We start from the raw sequence: 21,751 nt of genomic DNA, 5'->3' as shown, positions 1-21,751 counted from the left end.
CCATGTGGCCGAGGTGCAGGCAATGGCTGGCGCCTCGGGGTGAGGGGGTCGACTGCGAAACCCTCGCATGGCGTTCGGTGGCCGTGCTGCTGCGCGCGACGGGCGGCCGACTCGGCGGCCATCTGCGCGGCGGACGACGCCGCCGGAAGCCTTCCGTCGCCGGGTGGATCCTCAGCCAGCCTGTCACACCGACGGCTCCCCGGCGGCTGTGCGACGGAAGGCGCTGGTTGATCTGGGCACGCCGCATGACGTGCGCGCGTGACGCTGGCCTTTCCTCGGTTCGCGGCCGCGGAGTGAAGCAGTGCGGGACGGCCGCGGCGACGCCGTGCACTGGCGCCGGAGTGGGCGGGCGGGCACGCCTGCTGTGTCAGGTCCTGGCGCAGAGGCAGTAGGCGGGGCTGGAACTGCTTGTTCCTGTTGAGGGACGCCTTTCCGCTCATACCGTGAGGCGCTCATGGGCGGCTTCCCTGTCTGTGATGCCGCTATCGCAGGCGACCGGGTCCGGGCCGGGCCGGGTCGCGAGGTGTTGCGGGCGGCTGGGGCGGAGGCAGGTGCCAGACCACCTCGTCGGTCTCCCGGTGGTGGTGCCAGGCCGTCAGGATGCGGGCGGCCACCAGCCGGTCGAGGAGTTCCTCGGTCTGGTGGCAGGAGTGCCCGCACAGTCGGGCCAGGATCTCCAGGTCGGCGCTGTGGCGGGCGAGCGCAGAGGTGTGCGCAGCCAGTACCAGCGTGGTCAGCTGCAGGGCGGAGGGGGCGGTGGGCGGCAGTGCCAGGGGCATCGGGTGCGTCGCCCAGTGGGCGGCTCGGTGGCGTGCGCTGCGGCCGGGTGCCTGGTCCAGGACCGCGGGATCGAGCAGACGCACCGTCAGGTGCGCCGGCCTGGGGGCAGGCAACTCCAGCCAGCCGGCGTGGGCCAGTTCCTCCCACAGCTCCCGGCGTCCGTGCAGACGCATGCCGCGCAGCAGTCCCGCCGGCAGCCGGACGTGTCCCCGGCTGTCGGCACGCAGCGCGCACTGCAGGGCCAGGAGGCGGGCCGCGGGAGAGGCGAACTGGGGAAGCGCCGTTGCGAGGTAGGTGAGCATCTCCCGTACCCGCAGTTGCTCATGGAAAGTGGAGGGCGAGGCGGGGGCGGGGGCCGAGGTGCGTTGCGCGGCGTGGGGCCGGTGCGGGCCGAGCAGGGTGTCCGGTACGACGGCGGTGTTGCTCGTCGCTGCGGCGCAGGCCGCACACGTGTCGGCCAGCCGCCAGGCGCGGCCACCCCGGTCGCGGGTCAGAGCGAGCAGCACCGGCCCCGCACAGCCACGGTGCCGCGGATGCCAGCAGCACCCCTGCGCCCGGCACTGACAGGTGCGCAGATGTCCGGGCAGTACGTCGGTTCGGGCGTGGCAGGCCAGATGCGCCAGGACGGCAGACCGTGCGGAGGAGGCCTGGAGGGGAGGGGTGTGGGCGGTGCAGTGGACGCAGACGAGGCTCGGCCCGCCCGCCCGTGGGCGCAGTTCCACCGTCCAGATACGCCGCACCGTGGTGTGCGCGCCGGCCAGCCTCATCGGCCTGTCGCCCTCCTGTCTGTCGGTGCGCGGGCGTCCCAGCCACAGGCGTCTGGGACGCCCGCACGGTAGTGCAGATTTCTGCACCGCGAATGTCACTCCCCCTCCGGCAGATAGTGCAGAAGTCTGCACTGACAGGGCAGGGTCCTGCACCGTCGGATGGTGGGGTGACGATCTTGCCGCCCGACCCCGACCTCACCGCGCTGCGTGTCGAACTCGCACGCCTGCGGGGCGAGCGCGGCTGGACCTTCGACGAACTCGCCGACCGCAGTGGTCTGGCCCGCCGCACCCTGATCGACCTGGAGCACGGCCGTACCACCGGCAGCGTCACCACCTGGCACGCTCTCGCCCACGCCTTCGATGTCCCCATTGAGCACCTGATGGGCACCCTCTGTGACGACCACACCCCGCCCGGGGCGAAGGACTCCTGACCCCGCCGAGCCCCCGTTCGTGAATCACCCGAACCGGCGAGCAGGCACCGAACGGTCACGCGGAAACTCGCATGCGCGTTCGCCCTGGACGGGCTGCCCGGGGGACACGTCCCCGCCGTTCCCGTCACGTCGGCGCGCCGCCTGGCACGGTCCGGGCCATGTGCCCCAACACCGCTTCCACCGGCCGACACTGGGACGGCAGCCCCCGCGCCACCCGCGCCCATCGCCCGCTGCGGGTGGCCGACACCAGCCCCAGCCGCCTGCTGCGCTGCGGGCAGAGCGCCCGCTGCCGCCTGTGCGGCAACCGCATCGACGTCTACCCGCGCAGCGACCAGCGGCCCATTGCCCTGCACCCCGACGAACTGGCCACCGCTCAGGTCCCTGAACCCTGTCGCTGGCACCTGAGCTGCGGCATCGCCCACCCGCACGGAGACGGCAGCGCCTGGTGCCGCCTCCCGCACACCGTCCTGTGCCCCGGCCGCACCACACCGGCAACCGCCCAGCTGAGCCCGCGCCTCGAAGCGGTACGCCACCAACTCGCCGTCCGCTCCCGCCGCCTGATCGACACCGGCGCCTTCACCCCGCCGGCCCCGTCCGCCCCCGCCTGCCAGGAGCAGGTTTCCGACATCCGCCGCCCCGCCCGGCCCGTCGTGCAACTGTTGCTGGGCCGCTACCTCGCCGACCTGCCACTCGAGGAGATCCGGTGCGTGGCCCAGACCCGCCAGCGCCACCGCTGCTCCCAGCACCTGCTCACCTCCCACACCCCCGCAGGCCGCTGGATCCTGCTGCCCGCCGACCCGCAACGCGGCCAACTGGCCCTGCCCACAGTGCTGATGGCCGTCTACGACCTCAGCCGCCTGCCCTACCCCGAACAACTGCGCTGGAGCAGCCAGCGCTGCCCCGTCCACGCCGAGGCCCCCGGTGCCGCCGACCTCGCCCTGACCGGATGGCAGGTCTTCGATCCCCTCCGGCACGCCGAGCACATCCACACCCGCCTCCCGCACGCCTCGGCCAGCCGCCCGCGAGAGGCATGACGATGCCCCACCACGCCCTGGAGGTCACCCTCACCCGGCCCCTCACCCCGGCCGAACTCCACACCGCCGCCCGCGTGCTGCCGCTCGCGGCCAACAACGACGCCACCCGCCTGATGGCCCTCGTGCACGCCAAATCCCCCGGCCGGGCCGCCCGCCGCCTGCGCCACCGGCTCGGCGAACGGCTGCCCGTCGATGTGATTACCACGCACTACCCGGACACGGCCGGGCGGGTCCTGCTCAACGTCGCCTTTCCGCCCGCCGTCCATGCCGCCATCCGTCACGCCGCCGGACAGGCGGGACAGTCTCCGGGGCTGTTCCTGAACCGGTCCCTGGAGCGTGCCCTGGCCCGGCACGCCAGCGAGAAGGCCGACCGCCTCGACCGGGCCGTGGGCGAACTCCTGGCCCACACCACCTCCGCTCACCTGCTGACGGCCCTCGGACGTGCCCTCAGCCGCTATCCCGGAGCCGCGCAGCCGTGAAAGCGACCGACGAACAGATTGCCGCAGCCGACGCCTTCCACACAGGCGACCACGTGTCCCTGCAGGCCGGTGCCGGGACCGGCAAGACCACCACCCTGGCCCTGCTCGCCCACACCACCACACGCCGGGGCCGCTACCTCGCCTACAACCGGGCCATCGCCCAGGACGCGGCGAGTCGCTTCCCGAAAAACGTCTGGTGCAAGACCGCCCACGCCCTGGCCTACGCCGCCCTCGGCCACCGCTACACAGCCCGCCTGAACGCACCCCGCCGTCCGGCCTGGCAGACCGGACAGGCCCTCGGCATCACCGAACCCATCCGCATCGGCGAACGCGACCTCTCCCCGAAGACCCTCTCCTACGCGACCCTGCGCACCGTGGCCCGCTTCTGCCACACCGCCGACGACGCTATCGCCTGCCACCACGTCCCGCAGCTGCGCGGCCTGGAAGACCGCGGCCTGCGCAACGAACTTGCCGCCCATATCGTGCCGTTCGCCCAGAAGGCCTGGGTCGACCTGCAGCACCCGGACGACGGAGCGGTCCGCTTCGACCACGACCACTACCTCAAAATCTGGGCCCTCACAAGACCGACGATCGATACCGACTTCCTCCTGCTGGACGAGGCCCAGGACACCAACCCCGTCGTCGAACAGGTCTTCCTCGCCCAGCGCAGCCACGCCCAGCTGGTCATGGTGGGCGACTCCGCCCAGGCTATCTACCACTGGCGCGGAGCCAGGGACGTCATGACGGGCTTCGACGGCACCCGGCTGGCCCTGTCCCAGTCCTTCCGCTTCGGCCCGCTCCTCGCCGACGAGGCAAACCGCTGGCTGGCCATCGCCGAGGCCCCGATCCGGCTGACCGGCACCCCCGCGGTACCCACCGAACTCGGCCCCGTCGTCCAGCCCGACGCGGTGCTGTGCCGCACCAACGTCGGCGCCATGGCCCAGGCCATGGAACTGATGGCCGCCGGACACCGTGTCGGGCTGGTCGGGGGAGGAGACAGCCTGTGCGCTCTGGCTCTGGCCGCCCGGGACCTGAAGGAAGGGCGCCGCACCACCCACCCCGAACTGGTCCTGTTCCCCTCCTGGGGCGAACTGCAGGACTATGCCGCCCACGACCCGGCCGGGCGCGACCTGCGGCCCTTCGTCGACCTGGTCGACACCCACGGTACGGACGCCATCCTGGCTGCCGTTGCCCAACTCGCCCCCGAACATCAGGCCGAGGTGACGGTTTCGACCGCCCACAAGGCCAAGGGCCGCGAATGGGCCCATGTGAAGATCGCCGACGACTTCACCCCGCCCAAGGACAGCGATCAGCACGACGACATCGGCCGCCCGGTACCCGGCCCCATCGACGACAGCGAGGCCCGCATCGCCTACGTCGCCGTCACCCGCGCCCGCCACCGACTCGACATCGGCGGCCTGTCCTGGATCCACGACCATCCCGAAGGATCCCCCGGCGCGCCCGTGCATATCGAGCAGCATGCCCACCCCACCCCGGCAGCGGAGCGAGCACCAGCCGCTTCTGCCGCATCCCGGGCCCAGCCCTGCGCCGAGGGTGGATGACCAACGCCGGACAGCGCGCCGCACGCCCTGCCTGCGGCCTGCTTACCTGCCCGGCCGCTCACCTGAGACGACTCTTTGTCTGCGGCACCCCAGGGGCTGAGCATCAGGGGGGCAGGGGAGAGGCTGAACGAAACGCCGGCCAATCCCTGCCGGGCTCGGCTCCACCCCGCGGTGTGCCCGGGGTGGAGCCCCGATGCACCGCGCCCGCCTCCCGCCGTTCCCCGAACTCCGGCCCACCAGGCATCTATGCGAATCACTCATCAATAATGCATGAATCGCATGACTTTGGTAGGATGGGGCCATGGGAATGTCCTTGCCGGAACGAGTGCGGCTGGTGGTGGCGGCACTGATGCACGCCTCGGGCGAGTCGCAGGCGAGGCTGGCTGAGGCGCTGGGGGTGACGCAGGCGCAGGTGAGCCGCCGTCAGTCCGGGGCCGCCGCCTGGAGTCTGGCCGACTGCGAGGCGCTGGCCGTGCACTACGGCATGGATGTCCTGGACTTCCTGGCAGGTCCGACCCGGGCGTGCGAGGCACTGCCCGACACGCGCCGTGCCGGACGGCGGCGGCCGCCCGTGAAGGGAGAGGTGCGGTGAAGCCGCAGTTCGAGGCGATCGACGCCCTGCTGGCCGCGGCCCGCAACGAGGCCGAGCTGCCCCCGGCCGAGCAGCGCCGCGCCCTGCGTGTAGCACTGGACCTCTCCCGCGCGCAGGTGGCCCGGGCGCTGGGGGTGAGTCCCTCCACGGTCGGCGGCTGGGAAGCGGGCCGCGACCCGGCCGGTGACGTCCGTGAGCGTTACGCCTACTTCCTCAAAGGCGCTCACGCCAAGCTCGCCGACTTGGGTGCCGCCCGGCAGGCCGAAACCACTGCTCACGCCGGCCTCCCCCAATCCGGGCCCGCCACGTCGGGCGGCGATGATGAATGCACGGCTGCCAAGCGGCCGGGTGCAGCTGATCAGCCGTATCCGGCGCCGGAAGCCGACGACGTCGAGGACCTGGGAGTGCCCCGGTCGTGCGTCCTGTGCGGGCAGCCCGCCCGCCACCAGGTCGCCGGATTCCCGCAGCACCTGGACCCCGCCGAGTGCGCGCCGCAACCGGCCCCGCCGGCCGTGGCTGTCCCGGCGAGCCGTCCGCCCCGCCCCGCCGCGCCGGTGAGAACCGTGTCCGGCGCCCGCCGTGTGCAGGCCGCCTCCGACCTGCCGGATCCGATCGCAGAAGTCGTCGCGGCCGCACTGGCCAGACACGAGGGCGATGTGGAGGCCGCGACGGCAGCGCTGGTCAAGCGGGCGATCCCGGACGCGATGGCTCTGCTGGACAACTGCCGCAAGGGCGGCCGCTACGCCATCGTCGCCCACCCCTGGATCCCCGACATCCTGCGCAAGTCCTCCGCCCGCGGCGCCGACCAGATCTGGGAGGCACGGCCCAAGTGGACCCGCCCCGAACTGCCTTCCGGCACACACGAGGTGACGGCCCTGGACATCAACGGCGCCTATCTCAGCGCGCTCAAGACGCACCTGCCGATCGGCCAGCTGGAGCACTCCACCGGCAACCACCACGACCGCCGCCGCGCCGGCGTCCACCTGATCACCCCGCCCGCATGGGAGCACGACGCCTACCTGCCCAACCCGATCGGCAACCGCGACGAGCCCGGCCCGCTCTGGGTCACCGAACCCACCCTGCGCCTGCTGCTGCGCCTGTCCGGCCCCAGGTACGGACTGTGCGAACCGCCGCAGATCCACGAGTCGTTCACCTCGGGCGCGACGGAGAGCCTGCTGGAGAAGTTCCGTATCGCACTGAAGGACGCCCGGGAGAGGGCGCTCGCCGAGGGCGACGAGGTGACGCTGGAGTACGTGAAGGCGATGTACTCCAAGTTCGTCTCCACGATGGGGGAGTCGAACTACAACCGGGAACTGTACCGCCCCGACTGGATGCACCTCATCCGCTCCCAGGCCTTCGCCAACCTCTGGATGAAGGCGCACAAGGCGCACGACGAGGGCCTGACGGTCGTCCGCGCGATGGGCACCGACGAACTCCACGTCATCGGCACCTGGCGCCGTGTCTTCCCCGAGGGCCGAGGGGTTTTTGAGGTGAAGGTCAAGGACGTCTACACCGTCGGCGCCCCGCCCACAGACCCGGCCGCCGCCCAAGAAGCCGATGACTGAGAACCGACAGGGAAGAAGGACCTTTTAAGTGCCCGAGCGTACAGCCGAGTTCGGCAAGTACGGCGCCAGCGGAATCAAGGGTCACGAGGCCATCGCCCGTCAGCTCGACGCCCTCGCCGACTTCATCGCCACCCCCGTCACCACCCGGCGCGGCCTCATGGCCCGCCTGCACTACCTCACCCGCACCCCCCACGCCCGCGCCGCCGCCCACGACGCGGGCCTGACCGTCACAGGCCGCACCCTGAAGGCATGGCTGGCCGGCACCCGCAGCCCGACGAAGCAGAACCTCGCCCGGATCGACGCCGCCTACCGCACTCTCCGCCGCCGCAACGTCGCCCGCTACCTCCTGGCCCGCCTCAACCGCGGCGGCCGGGGCACCCGCGTCGAGATCCACCCGCTCAACCAGTCCGGCGTGCGGCCCTCCCACCAGCGGGTCGTGGAACTGCGCACCCTCAACATCCGCCACTGGGAGGTCCTCGTGGCGGCCTGGTCCACCGGCGACGACCGGGCCCTGGACGAGGCCTGGATCGAGCAGATCGTCGACCTCGGATCACAGTGGGGCCAGTACGAATACGTCACCAACATCGGCTTCGCCGCCTGACCCCCGCAAGTCCGCATGTCGCGTATCCCACCCCGGCATCGCCCCGGTCGACCGACGTGCCCGCCAAGGCGAACGGGCGCTCCAGCGCCGCGATACGCCGTCGCCCTCACCGTAGAACCCGGCGTACAACCCGACTCGGTTGCCGCTCTTTACCTTCGCAGGTCAGGGCCCTTTTCCGAGCTGATCAACCCCTCGGGGCCGAAGCTCAGTTGGCGACGGTGAACCGCCGCCGGCGGTGGGCGGGCCGCTCAGCTTCGTCGATCAGGGCGACCGCGTAGTCCTCGGCGGAGATGGCGTCACCCGCAGGGGAGTCGCCGCCGAGCCGGTACGACCCGGTCCGCTCGCCGGGCTGGATGACCGGGGGCGGTGACAGGAAGGTCCACTCGACGCCCTCGGGCTGGGCCCGCAGCATGTCGAGGGCCTCGGCGACGATGAGCGCCCAGGGCTTGTGGGTGTCCGGGACGCCGGGCATGTCGACCAGCCGCACCCCGTCGACCACCAGCGACCGGCGCCGCCCACGACGATCAGCGGGGTGCCGCCGGAGGCGTCGGCCAGGTTCCGCGTGTGGTCGATGAACTCGCGCAGGTTCCCGCTTTCGCGGTTCGACCCGAAGTTCGGCCCGATCGCCGAGTGGAGGCGCCCGTGACGTCGAGGTCGACGGAGAGCCGGGCCCGCTCGTGCCTCCTACTGGAAGATCTGCCGCCGTGCGGCGGGTTCGTGACTTTCCCGCCGTCGGAGGGTGAAGGCCCGCAAGGATGAGACGACGCGAAGCGGCGGACACCGCCGTCACCCTCGTCGCCGGACTGTCCCGGTGGTCGACGGACTTCCTCTGCCAGTGACCCCCGGCCGCACCCTGAACGCGCAAGAGGACAAGAGGAGATGCGATGAGTAACCACGACACCCCACTGCCGCCTCACGTCCCGGGCATCGCCGAAATGCAACTCCGGGCGGCGAGCGGGCACTTTGCCGACGAAGCAGCGATCTTCATCCTGCAACCCCACACCCTGCAGGTCCGCGATGCCCAGGATCAGGTCGAGATCCCCGACGCCGTCGAGTACCTGGTACGACGCACGGGTGGACAGCAGCTCACCATGACGTCCCTCTTCACCCCGCAGCGCACCCCGGGCTGGAGCGCCGAGCTGCGACTGCCCGACGAGGCCCTCGTGATCCGTTTCCCGGACACGAGCTACCTCTACGACGGCTCCATGCCGTCGCAGTCCACGTGGCAGCGCGCTGTCGCCGCCACCGGTGACGTCGTCGTCATCACCGGGCCGATGGCAGACGTGGACTGCATCGACCCCGCGATCCATGCCGGGCTCACCAGCTACGTGCGCGTACCGCTGTCGATCGAGCGCTGACAGCCCAGGCCAGGGCTGTGCCGACGACGGAGATGCGGTTGCCGACGACGCGGCCTGTAGGCCTTCAGGGCAGTTCCCACGCCTGGAGCCAGCCGCTGCAGGTGGAGACGAACATCGTGTGGCCCTCAACGGCTGGCTGCCCGCCGCCCTCTTCGCTCCACCGCTCCAACTGCTGTGCCAGGGTTCGGCGGGTGCCCGGGTCCCAGCTGTGCAGGACTCCGGTACGGTCAGCCGCCCAGATGCGATTGCCCGCCACGAACGGCGCGGCGGTGAAGGCGCCGCTCACGCTCTTGCGCCACAACTCGCCACCCGAGGAGGGATCGAGGACCACCAGCCGCCCCGGGGCGAAAGAAGCGATACAGACGCCGTCGTCGGTGACCAGGGGAGCCGTAGTGATGCTCCGGGAGGCCTGAACGTCCCACCGCAGGCGTCCACCCTGTGCATCCCAGGCCAGCGCTCGGCCGCTCCGGGTTGTCAGATGAACCGCCGTACCCGCATGCACCGGTGCTGCTGCCGCTTCGCCGGTCAGTTCGTGGCGCCACAGCAGCCCTCCGCTGATGCGGTCCAGGGCGACGATCTCCCGCTTGTGATCCGGTGTGTCGACAACGGCGGTGAGGACCTGGTCGCCGGCGCTCCAGTGCGCGATGGCGCACGAGCCGCTTGGCCAGCACCACACCGTACGCCCGCTCCGTGCCTCGAAGGCAGCAAGAACCTGCTGCTCGCCCGCGGCTGCCGACGGGGCCTGCAGCAGCGCGAACACCGTGCCGCCATGAGCTTGGGGCGCTGCCGCGACCTGCAGGCGGTCCCCGGCGTACGACCACAGCACCGCCTTGGAGGCGACGTCGTAGGCGCTCAGCCCCGTCGCGGGGTGCGCGGCGAACAGCACCCCGTCCGACACCGCGGCCAGGCCGTCCTGCATGCGCAGGCGTAGCGGCGCGCTGCGCTGACCGGTGTGCAGATCCCGGGCCCGGGCATGGCCCAGAGGGTCGGAGGCGAAGCACGCCCTACCGGCGACCACCGCTCTGTGCCCGCCGCCGCCCTTCTTGCCCCAGCGTTGGTCGCCGGAGTCGACATCGAAGGCGAGCGTCCAGCAGCCGTCGACCACCACCACGGTGCCGTCGTCCACTTGGGGCTGGTGGGCCGTCCCGGACAGCAGACGTGCCTTCCACCGCAGCTTGGCGCGTGCAGGGCGCCGGCTTGGCCGTGACGTTCGCGTCGCAGGCCGGGCGGGCGCAGCAGCGGCGGGGGAGGGCAGGTACGCCGGGGCGAAGCAGTCCAGTCCCTGGAGGTCAGCGTGCAGCCGGGACAGATCCACCACCGCGCCGCCGGGAGCATAGGCGCCCACTTGCTCCGCGAGATGGGCGAACAGGGCGTGCGCCGCGTCGTTGCTGCGCTGCGGCGTCACGTCTCGCAGGCGTTCGACACTGTAGGTCCGGTCCGTGCAGTCGGCGCCTTCCAGGCGCATCTCGGTCAGACGCAGGACCGACAGCAGCCGCCAGGTCTCCCGCGCCGCCTGCGCCGACGGCTCGGGGATCAGGGAGGCGACGATCGCTTCCAGCTGGGTCAGCCGGTTGCGTACCGCTGTCTGCAAGCTCCCCGGACGGCGCAGCCGGTCCTGAAACTCCGTCCAGCTGCCCGAGGCCGAAGCCATCTCGGCCAACGCCTTGAGCTGCTGAGCGGGAACACAGGAGGGCACCACGGCCAGGGCGAGCTTCCAGCGGCCGCTGTCCACCAGCGCCCGCCTGGTACACGCGACGTGCAGGAAGTCGGCGATGAGCTTGACGGAGTCCGCCTCGCTCGGTACCAGCTTCGGCCTTCTGCGCACCCCGATGGACAGCACAACTTCCGTCTTGTTGGGTGCCGTTCCGATCACAACGATGTCGTCCACACGGCTGACGGAACGCGCCTGAAAACGGATCCGGGTCGGTGTCACGGCGTCCCCCAGGCCAGGCACCGGCGTCCCGGTCAGCAGATGTGACAACAGCACCGCTCCATAGCGCTGCTCCAGGATGGTCCCGCCACCCCCGGTGGAGTAGGGGCTGGCGCCGGCCGGACCCGGCGAACCGTCCTGCTGCAATGCGCCGCGCTGAACGGGCAACGCGGCCGGAGCGCCGATAGTGCGACGGTAGGACACGTCCCTCCCCAGTGTGATCCGTGACAGCCGGCGCACGGGCCGGCCAAGGGGGAGTGACCCAACACGCGCGCACGCGCCCCGTGCGTGAGTCCATCGGAGTGTCGCGCCATGGGCGCACTGCCCCCTCTGGGCAACGCTCCATCGCACAGTCGGTTACCGGTTCTTTGACACCGACTGCCCCTGGCCGGGGCTCGGGCGCCCGCCGATACCGGCGGCTCGGCTGGTGCTTCCGCTTCCCCACCGGCCCGCAGGGGTACGGACGCCGCGCCGTGGGGCCGCCGGACGACCCGAGAAGCGACGGCGGAGCGGGCAGACAGCGTGAAGCGCAAAAGGGCGGAATGAGCGACGGCTGGCGACATCGACCTCCTCGAAGAGGCCGATCCCTTTGGCCTGTCCGAACGTGCGTCCGGAGTTCATTCGCGCTGCGGCGCCTCATTGTTCACTGGATGAACACTGTCGTTGTGCGGGCCGAACGGCCTTCCGATACTTGCGTCGCAGTGTCGGCCACGGGTCAGCAGCCGACCGTCTCAAGGGGATGCCGACGTGATCATCCAGGACGAAGAGCAGCTCACCGCCGCCGCGGTACTTGCCGAGACGGAGCGGGCCGGCGACCCGCGAGTCAAGGAGATCGTCCAGGCACTGGTGCGCCACCTGCACGATTTTGCTCGCGAAGTGCGGCTGACTGAGAAGGAGTTCGACACCTCCATCAACATCGTGACCAGGCTTGGCCAACTCACCACGCCCAGCCACAACGAGGTGAGGCTGATGGCGGGCTCGCTGGGCCTGTCGACGCTAGTCGCCTTGATGAACAACGGCAGCGAGGACAAACCGACCTCGGCGAACCTGCTCGGTCCGTTCTGGCGCCAGGGCAGCCTGGCGATGAACAACGGCGAGTCGATCGTCCGCTCGCCGACCGAGGGGCCGCCGCTGTTCTTCACCGGCCGGATCGTCGACACGGATGGAACGCCGGTCGCCGGCGCGGAAGTCGACGTCTGGCACGCGTCACCGGCCGGCCTCTACGAGAACCAGGATCCCGAGCAGGCCGAGTGGAACCTGCGTGGCAAGTTCTTCAGCGATGAGGAAGGTGTGCTCGCCTTCCGTAGTATCAAGCCTTCCGGCTATCCGATACCGATCGACGGGCCGGTGGGAGAGCTCCTGACCGCGCTGGAACGCCATCCCTTCCGGCTGGCGCATCTCCATGCGCTGATCCACAAACCCGGTTACAAGACGATCGCGTCCCAGCTCTACAGCCACGACGACCCGATCCTGGAGACCGACGCGCAGTTCGGCGTCGTACAGAGCCTGGTCGGCACGTACGTGCGCCACAAGAACGAGCCGGCGCCCGGTCCTGACGTGACCGAGCCCTGGTACAGCCTCGAGTTCACTTTCGTCGTCGAGCCGGGTGAGGCATGGCTGCCGACCCCGCCCGTGTCGGGCAAGCGCGGCACCACGCCGGACGACGTGTGAGCCGACTGCGCCATCGCCGGGGCGGGAGCGCTGCTCCGCCGCACGCCGTGCGACGGCACTCCGTACCCCGAGAGGAACCCGTGGCATCGCCACCACAGCCCCTCGCATCCCCGCAGCTGCTACTTCGTCGATTCGCTCAGAAACCCACACGAGGTGCCAGCGCACGCCGCGGTCGGTGCTGCCGGTGTACCCCCGGAAGGTCGCGATGCTCCCGCCGTCGTACACCGCCGGCGCGCTCGGCCTTGTCGAAGGGAGCCGCATCCCAACGCACGGCTGTCCCACCAGCCGGGGCGAGAGGCTTGCTCGGCTGGACAGGAAACTGCGCCTTGGACAACCCGCCCGCAAGCGCGGGAATCCACCCCGCACGGAGTTACTCCCTCAGGCCAGAATGGCTACCTGCCCTGTCTGCGCCGTACGCCGAGGACCCGCGTGACGCCCTCCAGCCCCGCAACCCCCCAGCACACCACCCGCCTGGCCCTGCGCACCGATCAGCAGGAGGGCATCGCCAACACGGTCCGCCACCTGCGTCGACCGCACACCCGCGGCCACGTCGTCTCCGCCTGCGGCACCGGCAAGACCCTCCTCGCGCTGCGCGCCTCCGAGGAACTGGGAGTGCAGCATCTGGGGGTGGCAGTGCCGAGCCTGGACCTGGTCGCCCAGTGGGCGGCCGCCGCCCGCGCCGACCTCCGCCGCGAGCCGATGATCACCGTCTCGTCGCTGCGCGCCGCCTCTCACCCGGTGCTGGCCGCAGCCGACGCCGATTCCACCAACGCCGGGGAGTACCTAGCCTACTGGTTGGCCCGCCACCCCCGAGCGACGGTGTTCTTCACCTTCGACTCCCTGTCCAAGATCGAGGAAGCCCAGCACTCGGCGGTCTTCCCCGCCCCCGTCTTCGGCCTGCTGGTCGTGGACGAGGCCCACGCCACGGCCGGCACCTGGACCAAGAACTGGACGGCGCTGCACGACAACAGCCGTATCCCGGCCGACCGCCGTCTCTACCTCACCGCCACCCCCTACGTGTGGGAGGCACCGCGCCTGGCCGAGCCGCCCACCACCGGCCCGACTCCCAAACGCACGACCGCGACTGCCCCGGAATGGGACGACCCCACGCTGCTGGCCACCATGGACCAGCCGAAGATCTTCGGCCCCCGCCTGCACACCTACTCCCACGCCGACGCCATCGATGACGGCGTCCTGGCCGACTACCAACTCGTCGTGCCCACGGTCACCGACGACGAACTGCGCACCGCGCTCACCGATCCGGAAGCCGGGCCCACCGCGCGCCGCACCACCGCCCTGCACCTGGCCATCCTCAAGGCCATGCGCGAACACGACCTGCGCCACGTGTTCGTGTACTTCCAGCAGATCGCCGACGCATCAGATTTCGCCCACCAGCTCCGCCACACCTTGCGCACCCTGCCCGACGACCAGCGCCCCGACTGGACCGACCACCTGAGCATTGCCTCTATCGACGGCACGCACAGCCCCACCCGGCGCGCCGCCATCCTGGCCCGCTTCTCCGACGCCGAGCGGGGCGTGCTGGCCAACGCCAAGGTCCTGGGCGAGGGCGTCGACCTGCCGGCCGTCGACGCCGTCGTCTTCGCCGACCGCACCGGCAGCGTCCGCCGCATCGTCCAAGCCCTGGGCCGCGCCCTGCGCAAACCCCCCACCCTCACCGCCAAGACGGCCAGCCTGGTCATCCCGGCCTACATCCCGCCCGCCGCCGACCCCACCGACCTCCTCGGCACCCCCTACGAAGCCCTCTGGCTGGTCACCGCCGCCCTACGCCACCACGACCAGACCATCGCCGCCCGCGCCCCCCGCGCCAAGAACCAGCGCCCCGCCCGGGACTCCCACACCTACATCACCCGCCGCTTCCGCTTCGACCACACCCTCGATCCCACCGCCATCGCCCGCGCCCTGGACCTCATGGTCTGGCCCGCCGACGGCGCCGTCCTGTCCGCCCCCCGCCGCGCCGGCCTCGCCGCCGCCGTCCGCTACCGGGCCGAACACGGCCACCTGCGCGTCCCGGCCGACTACGAAGACGCCTACGGCTACCGGCTGGGCGCCTTCATCACCGGCCAGCGCACCGCCCACCGCACCGGCACCCTCGATCCCGCATGGATCGCCGAGCTCGAGGCACTCGGCCTGATCTGGGACGAGCACGAGGCCGCCTGGCAGGGGCATCTGGCCGCCGTCGAGGCTTACCAGGCCGAACACGGCCACCTCGCCATCCCCGCCCAGGCCCCCGGCGGCCAGTTCCTCGCCGACCAGCGCTCCCTGGACCGCAAAGGCCGCCTCACCCCCGCCCGCGCCGCCCAGCTGGACGCCCTCGACCCAGACTGGCGCCTGCCGCACGGCGCCGACTGGCACCGCAAGTACCACGCCCTGCGCCGCCACCTCGAAACCGGCCACCACCCGGCCACCCTCACCCGCGACACCGTGATCGGCGAGACGAAGGCGGGCAGCTGGCTCCACCGCCAACTCGCCACCTTCGACCGGCTCGAACCCGGCCAGCGCGACCTGCTCACCCACATCGGCCTCACCCCCGGCCAGATCGACCTCGACCACCCGCACAGAACGGCCGGGCGGCGCTCCTTCGCCCAGACCGTGCAGATCCTCGCCCTGTTCCTTCAGCGCTGGCAGCGCACCCCCGGCGCCCGCGAATGGATCGAGGTCGACGGCGAACGCGTCATGATCGGCCCCTGGCTGGCCAAGACCCGCACCAAGCTGAACGCCGGGCAGCTTCCCGCCAGACAGCAGCAGTTGCTCTCCCAGGTGCTCGCCGAGCACGGCCTCGAAACAGCGGCCGCGCCCGTGCCTGTCGACTGGACCGAGGACGGCTGAGGCCGCACCGCACCCGCTGCGGTTTTCTCGCTCTGCCCGCAGCACGGTGGTGGGGGCGTGTGGTCGGCGGGCGCCCCTGTCGGCGCCCGCCCAGACGGTCCTACCGTCGTGAGGGCGCCCCGGCGTTGGGCCGGGCCCGGGATGAGGGCCGGGCCGGGGCGGGCCTGGCGGGCGCCGCCCGCGCGGCAGGAGTGTGGATGCTTCAAACAGTCCCGCACCGAGCCGGCCGGCGCATACGAGGGCCTGGCCAGCGCCGCGGCCCGCCGCTGCGGGGACGCGGTGGTGCTCGCCGCGGCGGCCCGCGCGGGCGCGACCCCGCTGCGCCGCACCGGCCGCACTGCACAGGCCCTCGCCCTGCTGCAGGAGGCACACGACCGGCTGACATCCGCCTCGCGGCCCACCGCGGCCGAGCTGGACGCGGCGGGGATGGTGGAGCTCACCGTCGCCTACACCGCCGCGCAGGCCCACGAGGCCGCCCTCGCGCGGCACTTCGAGGACGCGACCGACCAGACCACCCGGCGTCTCGCACACCGCCCGTACGACGACGCCCACCGGCATCTGCTGGCGGCCGCCCAGTGCACGCTCTACCGGATCGGGATCCACCGCCACCTCGGAGACGTCGACACCGCACTCGCCCACGCAGCCCGCCTCGACCTGCGGGCCCTGCCGACAGGCGATCGCCGCGCCCGGGCCGTCACCGACACCGCCCGCCCCCTGCTCGATGCCGGCGACAGCGCCGGAGCCTTCGACCAACTACGCCGGTCGAGGCCACCTCGCCAGGCGAGGCGAGTCGTCCCTCGGTGCGCGCACTGACCGCCAAGGTCGCCGCCGCCCGTCCCAACCTTGCGGGCTTGAACGCCCTCATCGACCGCACCGCACCCGAGCCCAACACCGGCTGGGTAGAGCGGTTGCGGCCCCGTACCGTACAGGTCCTCTGCCCGCCGAGGCCGGCGCCTGGACCGCGGGGAACCCCCGCGACTACTCCGGCCGTTCGTTTCCCAGGTAGCGCACGGCCGGGAAGCGCTCGGACAGGCGCATGATCACCTTGGCGTGCCCGTGCTCGGCGAGCTCGCGCTGGGCCTCCTTCATGTTGAGGATCTTGTCCATGGTGTAGGTCTCGGTGCAGGGGCCGAGGTCGATCTGGTGGTCGCCGAGGGTGAAGAGCATGGACTCGTATCCGGCGGTGAGACGGAACATGCCGCCGCGGATGTCAGATAGTTGGTCGAGGCCCTCGGCGCTGATCACCTCCACGGACACGGTCTCGCCCCGCAGGACGATCTCCTCTCCGTCGAGTAGTGCGTGGATCTCCTTGACCTCGCGTACGTCCTGCTGGGTGAAGTCGTCGGGGACGGGGAAGTACTGGCCGGTCCTGCTCTGCAGCCGGGCCAGGTCGTCGTACGCGTTAGCCCAGAACCGGGCTTCGCCCGCCTCCCAGCCGGCCGGGGTCATGCCGGTGGTGATCGGGGCGCGCAGCCCGTCGCTGGAGTCCCCGGCGAAGACGAGCGCCATGAAGCGGCCAGGGCGGCTCTCGGCGATCAGTTGCAGCACCGGCACCAGGGCCGCCGGCATCGCGGTCTCGGGCGGCACGAAGGAGAACTTGAGCTGGCCGGACAGATCGTGCCGACTGAAGCGCACCTGCACCCGCATCAGGCCGGTCATGTCGCTTCCGTACAGGGTCCCGCCGTCCGTGCCCAGGACACGGTGCGTGAAGGCCACAGCCAGGGAGGCGACCGGGATACCGGAGGGCTGCTGGACGATGACCCGCCCGCGCAGCGGCGGCGTCACCTCCTGGCGGGGCGAGGTGATGCGCACGCTGGCGAGCGTGAGCTGATCCAGTCCGAGCCCTGCGGGCCCGGCCAGACGCGTCTCGGCGAGGTTGTCCGCCGTCAGTTCCACCTCGCCGCCGAAGCGCATGGTCTCCTCGAACTGGCGCCGCCGCTGCACCTCCTGTTCATCGCCGGCGGGGAAGCGGACGCGGCCGGTGAAGCGGATCGCCGTCTGCCCGTCGGGGGTGGGCCCCTTGGGCGTCAGGTGTACGACCGTCTGCCCGTCCGCGCCCAGCGTCGTGTGCAGCGCGTAGTGCGGGGAGATCTCCTGGGCCCGCGCATGCAGCGCGCTCGCCCGCTCGAGATAGTCGGGCAGCCCGCCCAGCAGCACGTCCCGCTCGGCGCGCGCCTCGGCGACCCGATCCAGGATGTAGGCGCTGGACTCCTGCAGCGCGTAGCGCACCAGATCGGGATGGGCGGCGAACTTTTCGTCCAGCCAGCTGCGCCCGCGCCAGTGCCGTACGAACGGGAACTGTTCGCGCAGCCCCTCGAACCACAGCAGTTCGGCGGGGTTGTGGTCGATCGGCACCAGGAGGTCCCAGTGGTCGGGCTGGTGGCGGGCCGCCGACACCAGCGAGCCCACCACCTGCCGCCGCCGGACCGCGGTCATGCGGCCGGTGAACGACTTCGCCTCGTAGACGACGAGTTCATCGTCCTCCGTGTCCTCGAACAGGTCCCGGCCGCCGTCCCCGCCGCTGCCGTCGACCGCCCGCGCTCTCTCGCGCAGACGCAGCACCAGCATCGTCACCAGTGCCTCGGACACCTTCGGGCTCTCGGCCGCCAGTCTGTCCCACGGAACTTTCACCACTCACCCACCCTACGAACGCCCACTGACACCAGAACCCCATCCGGCTGTCGCACCGCTCCTGCGTGTCGCCCGCTCGGGTCCCGGCAGACAATCCGCCGGGACCCGAGCGGGGATAGGTCAGGCCGGTGCCGCGGACCGGTCGCCGGAGCCGTCCGCGCTCGGGCGGGGAGGACCGATACGGGTGGCCGGGTGCGAGGTGACCTGGGCGAGCCACTGCGCCGGGGTGACTACGGGCCATGTCCGCGGGCCCATTCGGCCGCGCAGCCCGATCAGGTCGGCGGCCCGGCCCTCGGCGGCCTCGATCGCCTTCGCCGGGCTGAACGGGTCGGCCTCCACGACGAACACCCCCGCGTAGACCCGGGCCCGCTCGGGATGACGGAAGTGATCCTCAAGCCGGGCTTTGACCCCGCTGCCGCGGTGCGCCTTGCCCAGCCACCGCAGCCGCCCCTCGGCGTCGACCGCCAGATACAGCCCGGCCAGCACTTCGCCGAGCGCCGCGAGGCTCTCGGCCCGGTGCGGTAGGAGGAGGCTGCGCGAGGCGGGCCAGCCGCCGCGCGCCAGGGGGCCCAGCGCCGTCCACGCGTGGCGCAGCACCCGCGCGTCGACCACCGGTCCGGCGACCGGCTCCGGGCAGCAGTCCCCGCTCACAGCGACATCACCGCCAGGGTGGCCTTGTCCAGCAGCGGGGCGATCTTCGCGCACTCCGCCTTGATCTTGTTGAAGTCCTCTACGTACAGCTTCTGCACCTGGGCCGGTTCCTCTGCGGCGCCGGCCTCCTCACGGGCACGCACAGCGTCCTCAAGGGTGACCAGGAGCCGGGCGATCTGCTCGGCCAGGGCGGCGGCGCCCACCGTGCTGCTGTCGACCACGGCCGACACTTCCATGCGCAGACGGGTCAGCCGCACGAGTGGGTCCTCGGGAATCTCCTCGGCGAGTTCCACGGTGTCCTCGCCGCTGTTCTCGCCGATGTCCCCGTCCTCGGCACCGATGTTGTCTGCGGGTGGCTGCGGCCGCTTGGACCTGGGAAATGAGGTCAGGGGGAAGAGCGCGTCGAACCATTCCTTGTCGGCGAGGAGTCCCTCGCACGGATCGCCGTGTGCGTCGGGCGCCCAGAAGGTGCCCGGTGCCAGGCCGTCGCCGGCCGGGGAGTCGGGGGCGCGCAGCACGGACTCGGCGAACGCGAGCAGCAGCGCACGCGTGACGCCCTCGGGCGGGTTGGTGTAGGCCTCCACGAGCGACTGGACCGCGTTGGACGGCGCGCGCCGCACACCCTTGCGCTGCGCGCTGGTGAGTGAGCCCTGGTTGGGCGTGATGAACGGCTCGGCGCCGCTGATCATGCCGGGCACCAGGTGCCGCCGCACTAGGGCTTCCCAGGCCGCGGGGTCTCCCTGGCGGCAGGCGATCAGCAGCGAGGCGAGGCTGCGCGCGTCGGTGCGTACCCCGAACTGCACCTCGGCCCTGCCGAACAGGCCCTCGGCGGCGGCGAGGGGGCCGGGGCGCAGGAAGTGCTGGGCGACCACGGCCGCCCAGATCTCCGTGCGCCGCTTGGCCTTGTCCCCGTTCCTCTGCGTCCAGGAGGCCTCCTGCAGGGCGGCGCGCACCACCGGCCAGTACCGGCCGGTGGGCATGTGCGCCCGGGCCGACAGGCCCTCGGGGCGCGGCGGGACCGGCGGGAACACCAGGACGGTGGCACAGCGGATCGCCACGTCCCGCAGGGTCATGGGGCCCACGTCGTCGCCCGGCGGCAGCAGCACCGTGAGTTCGTCGAGCGCCCGGGCCCCGACCAGCGCGTCGGCGATCGCCTCCTCGTCCAACTCGCTGGCCGCGATGCGGCCGTGGGCGACCTCCTGGGCCAGCAGCTCACCCAGCAGCCCCTTGGCCCGGTAGGCCTTGACCAGGGTCGACCACAGTCCCAGGGAGCGGTCCATGTCCTCGTAGTCCAGCTGGCCGCGCAGGTGCTCGTGGACGTTCAGCTGGCGCAGCGACTCCTCCAGGCGCTCCGGCTTCTTGGCGCCGACCACGATCCGGGCCGGCACCTGCGCGATCCGCGCCGCCCGCTGCGCACGCCCTTCAAGATCCTGGTCGGGGTCGGCGTACTCGGCGTTGAGCAGGGAGCTGATCCGGCGCAGGATCTCGCCCAGACCCCGTACGACCATCCGCCGGTTGTCCTCCTCCCCGGGCAGTCGCAGCAGGGACTGCGGCACACCGGTCAGCAGGTGCTGGGGCGTGATGCCGAAGGTCTCCAGGCGGGCATCGGTCCGGTTGGCGCCGGTGGCCTGCTGGCCCCGCCAGATGTGCCGCCGGGATCCGTCCTGGTCGATCACCGGGGTGCGCTGCAGCACGACCACCGTGGAATCCCGCTGGCCCTCCTGCACCAGGGACTCCGCCAGGTCGTAGGGGCGCTGCCGCGCCCGCTGCCGCAGCGTCTCCACGGCATAGCGCTGCACCTCGGCGGCTACCTCCGTGCGGACGGCCTCCGTTGTGAGCGCCGCGAGCGGGATCCCGTCCTCGGTGACGGCCCGCACCACCGGCAGCGGGCGCCGCTTGCCCAGCGTCTGCTCGCACACCTCCAGCTCCCGCTTGGCGCGGGCCAGTTCCTCCTCGGCGGCCTCGACCGCGGCCGCCGCCGCGCTGTTCTCCGCCGCCGTCGCGGTCGGGGACAGGGTCCGCAGCGCCGACCGCGCCCGCTCCAGTGCGACGGTCCGCACGGCCACCGACCGCTGCTGGTCGACGAGTTCCTCCAGCCGCTGCTGGTTCTCGGCGGAGGGGTGCAGCCAGGCGCTGCGCGTGCGGTCGTTGTTGACCCAGGGCAGCGTCGCCGCCCCGTGCAGCTTCGCCTTCAGCACCAGCAGCGCCCCGTCGGTGTCGCGCTGCTCGACGTGGTAAGCGGTGGCGCGCAGGAAACGGCTCTCGCGCCGGCGTTCGGTGACGTGCTTGGCCTCGCCCTCGCCGAGCGCCGGCGCGAGAGCGTCGAGCACGGCCTGCTGGGGCACGGGCGCGAAGCCCTCGACCCCGCAGGTGTTAACGATGGCCTCGTAGAGGTTCAGAGCCCAGGTCGGGTGGGTGGGATACGGAAAGGGCCCCTCGGGGGCCTTGCGGGCAGACATGAGAAGCAGACAGTCCTAACTCCCGGAGCCCTCATGGCCCCGGGCGCGACCCAGCGCATCCGGCGATGCCGAATACGGCACGCACCCGGACCGCAGGCACTCCTTCCACGGAGCACCGGCGAGGGCCGCCGCCACCGCCACGCACCTGCGGCGCGTACCGGCGAAGACCGTCTGCCTCTTCGAGTCCACCACCGGAGACTGTGCGCGCCACCGGAACATCACCACTGCAACACCATCAATAGTGGGCAGTTCCGCGGCGTACGGCTCACGCCCCCTCCGCCGACGGCGGTACGGGGCTGGCAGGTCATTGAGACCACTGACGTGCCCTAACAGTCTGTCAGGCCCAATGGAAATCAGACAACTTGCATGCAAGACGCGCATAGAACCACAAGA

The 21,751-nt window shown here is 71.7% G+C and carries 17 protein-coding genes; 11 read left to right on the top strand and 6 right to left on the bottom strand.

The window, feature by feature from the left end:
- Positions 1-482: 482 nt before the first annotated feature.
- Entirely contained in the window at positions 483-1,547 is a 1,065-nt protein-coding gene (locus ACH4EB_RS33605) for a hypothetical protein (protein ID WP_398352045.1), read from the bottom strand.
- Between the two features lie 167 nt (positions 1,548-1,714).
- Between ACH4EB_RS33605 and ACH4EB_RS33600 the strand changes: the two genes are divergently transcribed.
- The 7 genes from ACH4EB_RS33600 to ACH4EB_RS33570 all read left to right on the top strand — a co-directional run bounded on the left by ACH4EB_RS33600 (position 1,715) and on the right by ACH4EB_RS33570 (position 7,811).
- Positions 1,715-1,978 carry a helix-turn-helix transcriptional regulator gene (locus tag ACH4EB_RS33600; RefSeq protein ID WP_093457786.1) on the top strand — a complete coding sequence of 88 codons (264 nt, stop codon included), beginning with the start codon at positions 1,715-1,717 and terminating at the stop codon, positions 1,976-1,978.
- Positions 1,979-2,136: 158 nt separating this feature from the next.
- Positions 2,137-3,012: a DUF6083 domain-containing protein gene (locus ACH4EB_RS33595; protein WP_398352044.1), complete on the top strand. Its 876-nt coding sequence runs from the start codon at positions 2,137-2,139 to the stop codon at positions 3,010-3,012.
- On the top strand, positions 3,009-3,491 hold the full coding sequence (locus tag ACH4EB_RS33590; RefSeq protein WP_398352042.1) for a hypothetical protein: 483 nt from the start codon (positions 3,009-3,011) through the stop codon (positions 3,489-3,491). The genes ACH4EB_RS33595 and ACH4EB_RS33590 overlap by 4 nt, the downstream gene beginning before the upstream one ends.
- On the top strand, positions 3,488-5,053 hold the full coding sequence (locus tag ACH4EB_RS33585; protein ID WP_398352040.1) for a UvrD-helicase domain-containing protein: 1,566 nt from the start codon (positions 3,488-3,490) through the stop codon (positions 5,051-5,053). Before ACH4EB_RS33590 ends, ACH4EB_RS33585 begins: the two co-directional genes overlap by 4 nt.
- Positions 5,054-5,354: 301 nt before the next feature.
- Entirely contained in the window at positions 5,355-5,645 is a 291-nt protein-coding gene (locus tag ACH4EB_RS33580) for a helix-turn-helix transcriptional regulator (RefSeq protein WP_107439746.1), read from the top strand.
- Complete coding sequence (locus tag ACH4EB_RS33575) at positions 5,642-7,210, top strand: helix-turn-helix transcriptional regulator (RefSeq protein WP_398352038.1); 1,569 nt, start codon at positions 5,642-5,644, stop codon at positions 7,208-7,210. Before ACH4EB_RS33580 ends, ACH4EB_RS33575 begins: the two co-directional genes overlap by 4 nt.
- 28 nt (positions 7,211-7,238) lie before the next feature.
- Positions 7,239-7,811: a transcriptional regulator gene (locus tag ACH4EB_RS33570; RefSeq protein ID WP_141202756.1), complete on the top strand. Its 573-nt coding sequence runs from the start codon at positions 7,239-7,241 to the stop codon at positions 7,809-7,811.
- A gap of 205 nt (positions 7,812-8,016) precedes the next feature.
- Here ACH4EB_RS33570 and ACH4EB_RS33565 read toward each other — a convergent pair whose 3' ends face one another.
- A complete protein-coding gene (locus ACH4EB_RS33565) occupies positions 8,017-8,310 on the bottom strand; it encodes a hypothetical protein (protein ID WP_364455530.1) in 294 nt (97 codons plus the stop codon).
- Between the two features lie 385 nt (positions 8,311-8,695).
- Here ACH4EB_RS33565 and ACH4EB_RS33560 point away from each other — a divergent pair, with 385 nt between their 5' ends.
- Positions 8,696-9,169, top strand: a complete 474-nt coding sequence (locus tag ACH4EB_RS33560; RefSeq protein WP_120049502.1) for a hypothetical protein — start codon at positions 8,696-8,698, stop codon at positions 9,167-9,169.
- A 64-nt stretch (positions 9,170-9,233) separates the two neighbouring features.
- Here the strand turns inward: ACH4EB_RS33560 and ACH4EB_RS33555 are convergent, their stop codons facing one another.
- Positions 9,234-11,303: a PQQ-binding-like beta-propeller repeat protein gene (locus ACH4EB_RS33555; RefSeq protein WP_398352036.1), complete on the bottom strand. Its 2,070-nt coding sequence runs from the start codon at positions 11,301-11,303 to the stop codon at positions 9,234-9,236.
- A gap of 543 nt (positions 11,304-11,846) precedes the next feature.
- Here ACH4EB_RS33555 and ACH4EB_RS33550 point away from each other — a divergent pair.
- The 3 genes from ACH4EB_RS33550 (at position 11,847) to ACH4EB_RS33540 (ending at position 16,430) form a co-directional block, all read left to right on the top strand.
- Positions 11,847-12,770, top strand: coding sequence for a dioxygenase (locus ACH4EB_RS33550; RefSeq protein ID WP_398352034.1), 924 nt, complete (start codon positions 11,847-11,849; stop codon positions 12,768-12,770).
- A gap of 429 nt (positions 12,771-13,199) precedes the next feature.
- Positions 13,200-15,617, top strand: a complete 2,418-nt coding sequence (locus ACH4EB_RS33545; RefSeq protein WP_398352032.1) for a Helicase associated domain protein — start codon at positions 13,200-13,202, stop codon at positions 15,615-15,617.
- A 141-nt stretch (positions 15,618-15,758) separates the two neighbouring features.
- Positions 15,759-16,430, top strand: coding sequence for a hypothetical protein (locus tag ACH4EB_RS33540; protein WP_398352030.1), 672 nt, complete (start codon positions 15,759-15,761; stop codon positions 16,428-16,430).
- A 165-nt stretch (positions 16,431-16,595) separates the two neighbouring features.
- Here the strand turns inward: ACH4EB_RS33540 and ACH4EB_RS33535 are convergent, their stop codons facing one another.
- The 3 genes from ACH4EB_RS33535 to ACH4EB_RS33525 all read right to left on the bottom strand — a co-directional run bounded on the left by ACH4EB_RS33535 (position 16,596) and on the right by ACH4EB_RS33525 (position 21,358).
- Positions 16,596-18,251 (bottom strand): hypothetical protein, encoded by a 1,656-nt coding sequence (locus ACH4EB_RS33535; RefSeq protein ID WP_398352028.1) that lies wholly within the window; start codon positions 18,249-18,251, stop codon positions 16,596-16,598.
- Positions 18,252-18,368: 117 nt separating this feature from the next.
- A complete protein-coding gene (locus ACH4EB_RS33530) occupies positions 18,369-18,899 on the bottom strand; it encodes a hypothetical protein (protein ID WP_350871727.1) in 531 nt (176 codons plus the stop codon).
- Complete coding sequence (locus ACH4EB_RS33525; RefSeq protein WP_398352026.1) at positions 18,896-21,358, bottom strand: hypothetical protein; 2,463 nt, start codon at positions 21,356-21,358, stop codon at positions 18,896-18,898. The genes ACH4EB_RS33530 and ACH4EB_RS33525 overlap by 4 nt, the downstream gene beginning before the upstream one ends.
- Between the last annotated feature and the right edge of the window lie 393 nt (positions 21,359-21,751).

Origin of the sequence: Streptomyces sp. NPDC018045 (assembly GCF_044327445.1) — a bacterium.
Classification (GTDB): domain Bacteria; phylum Actinomycetota; class Actinomycetes; order Streptomycetales; family Streptomycetaceae; genus Streptomyces.
This window is presented reverse-complemented; position numbering and strand designations above follow the sequence as displayed.

Excerpts from the sequence above, each read along its gene's own strand:
- ACH4EB_RS33605 (WP_398352045.1), bottom strand. The coding sequence starts at position 1,547 with ATGAGGCTGGCCGGCGCGCACACCACGGTGCGGCGTATCTGGACGGTG.
- ACH4EB_RS33595 (WP_398352044.1), top strand. The coding sequence starts at position 2,137 with ATGTGCCCCAACACCGCTTCCACCGGCCGACACTGGGACGGCAGCCCC.
- ACH4EB_RS33590 (WP_398352042.1), top strand. The coding sequence starts at position 3,009 with ATGACGATGCCCCACCACGCCCTGGAGGTCACCCTCACCCGGCCCCTC.
- ACH4EB_RS33580 (WP_107439746.1), top strand. The coding sequence starts at position 5,355 with ATGGGAATGTCCTTGCCGGAACGAGTGCGGCTGGTGGTGGCGGCACTG.
- ACH4EB_RS33560 (WP_120049502.1), top strand. The coding sequence starts at position 8,696 with ATGAGTAACCACGACACCCCACTGCCGCCTCACGTCCCGGGCATCGCC.
- ACH4EB_RS33540 (WP_398352030.1), top strand. The coding sequence starts at position 15,759 with ATGAGGGCCGGGCCGGGGCGGGCCTGGCGGGCGCCGCCCGCGCGGCAG.
- ACH4EB_RS33525 (WP_398352026.1), bottom strand. The coding sequence starts at position 21,358 with ATGTCTGCCCGCAAGGCCCCCGAGGGGCCCTTTCCGTATCCCACCCAC.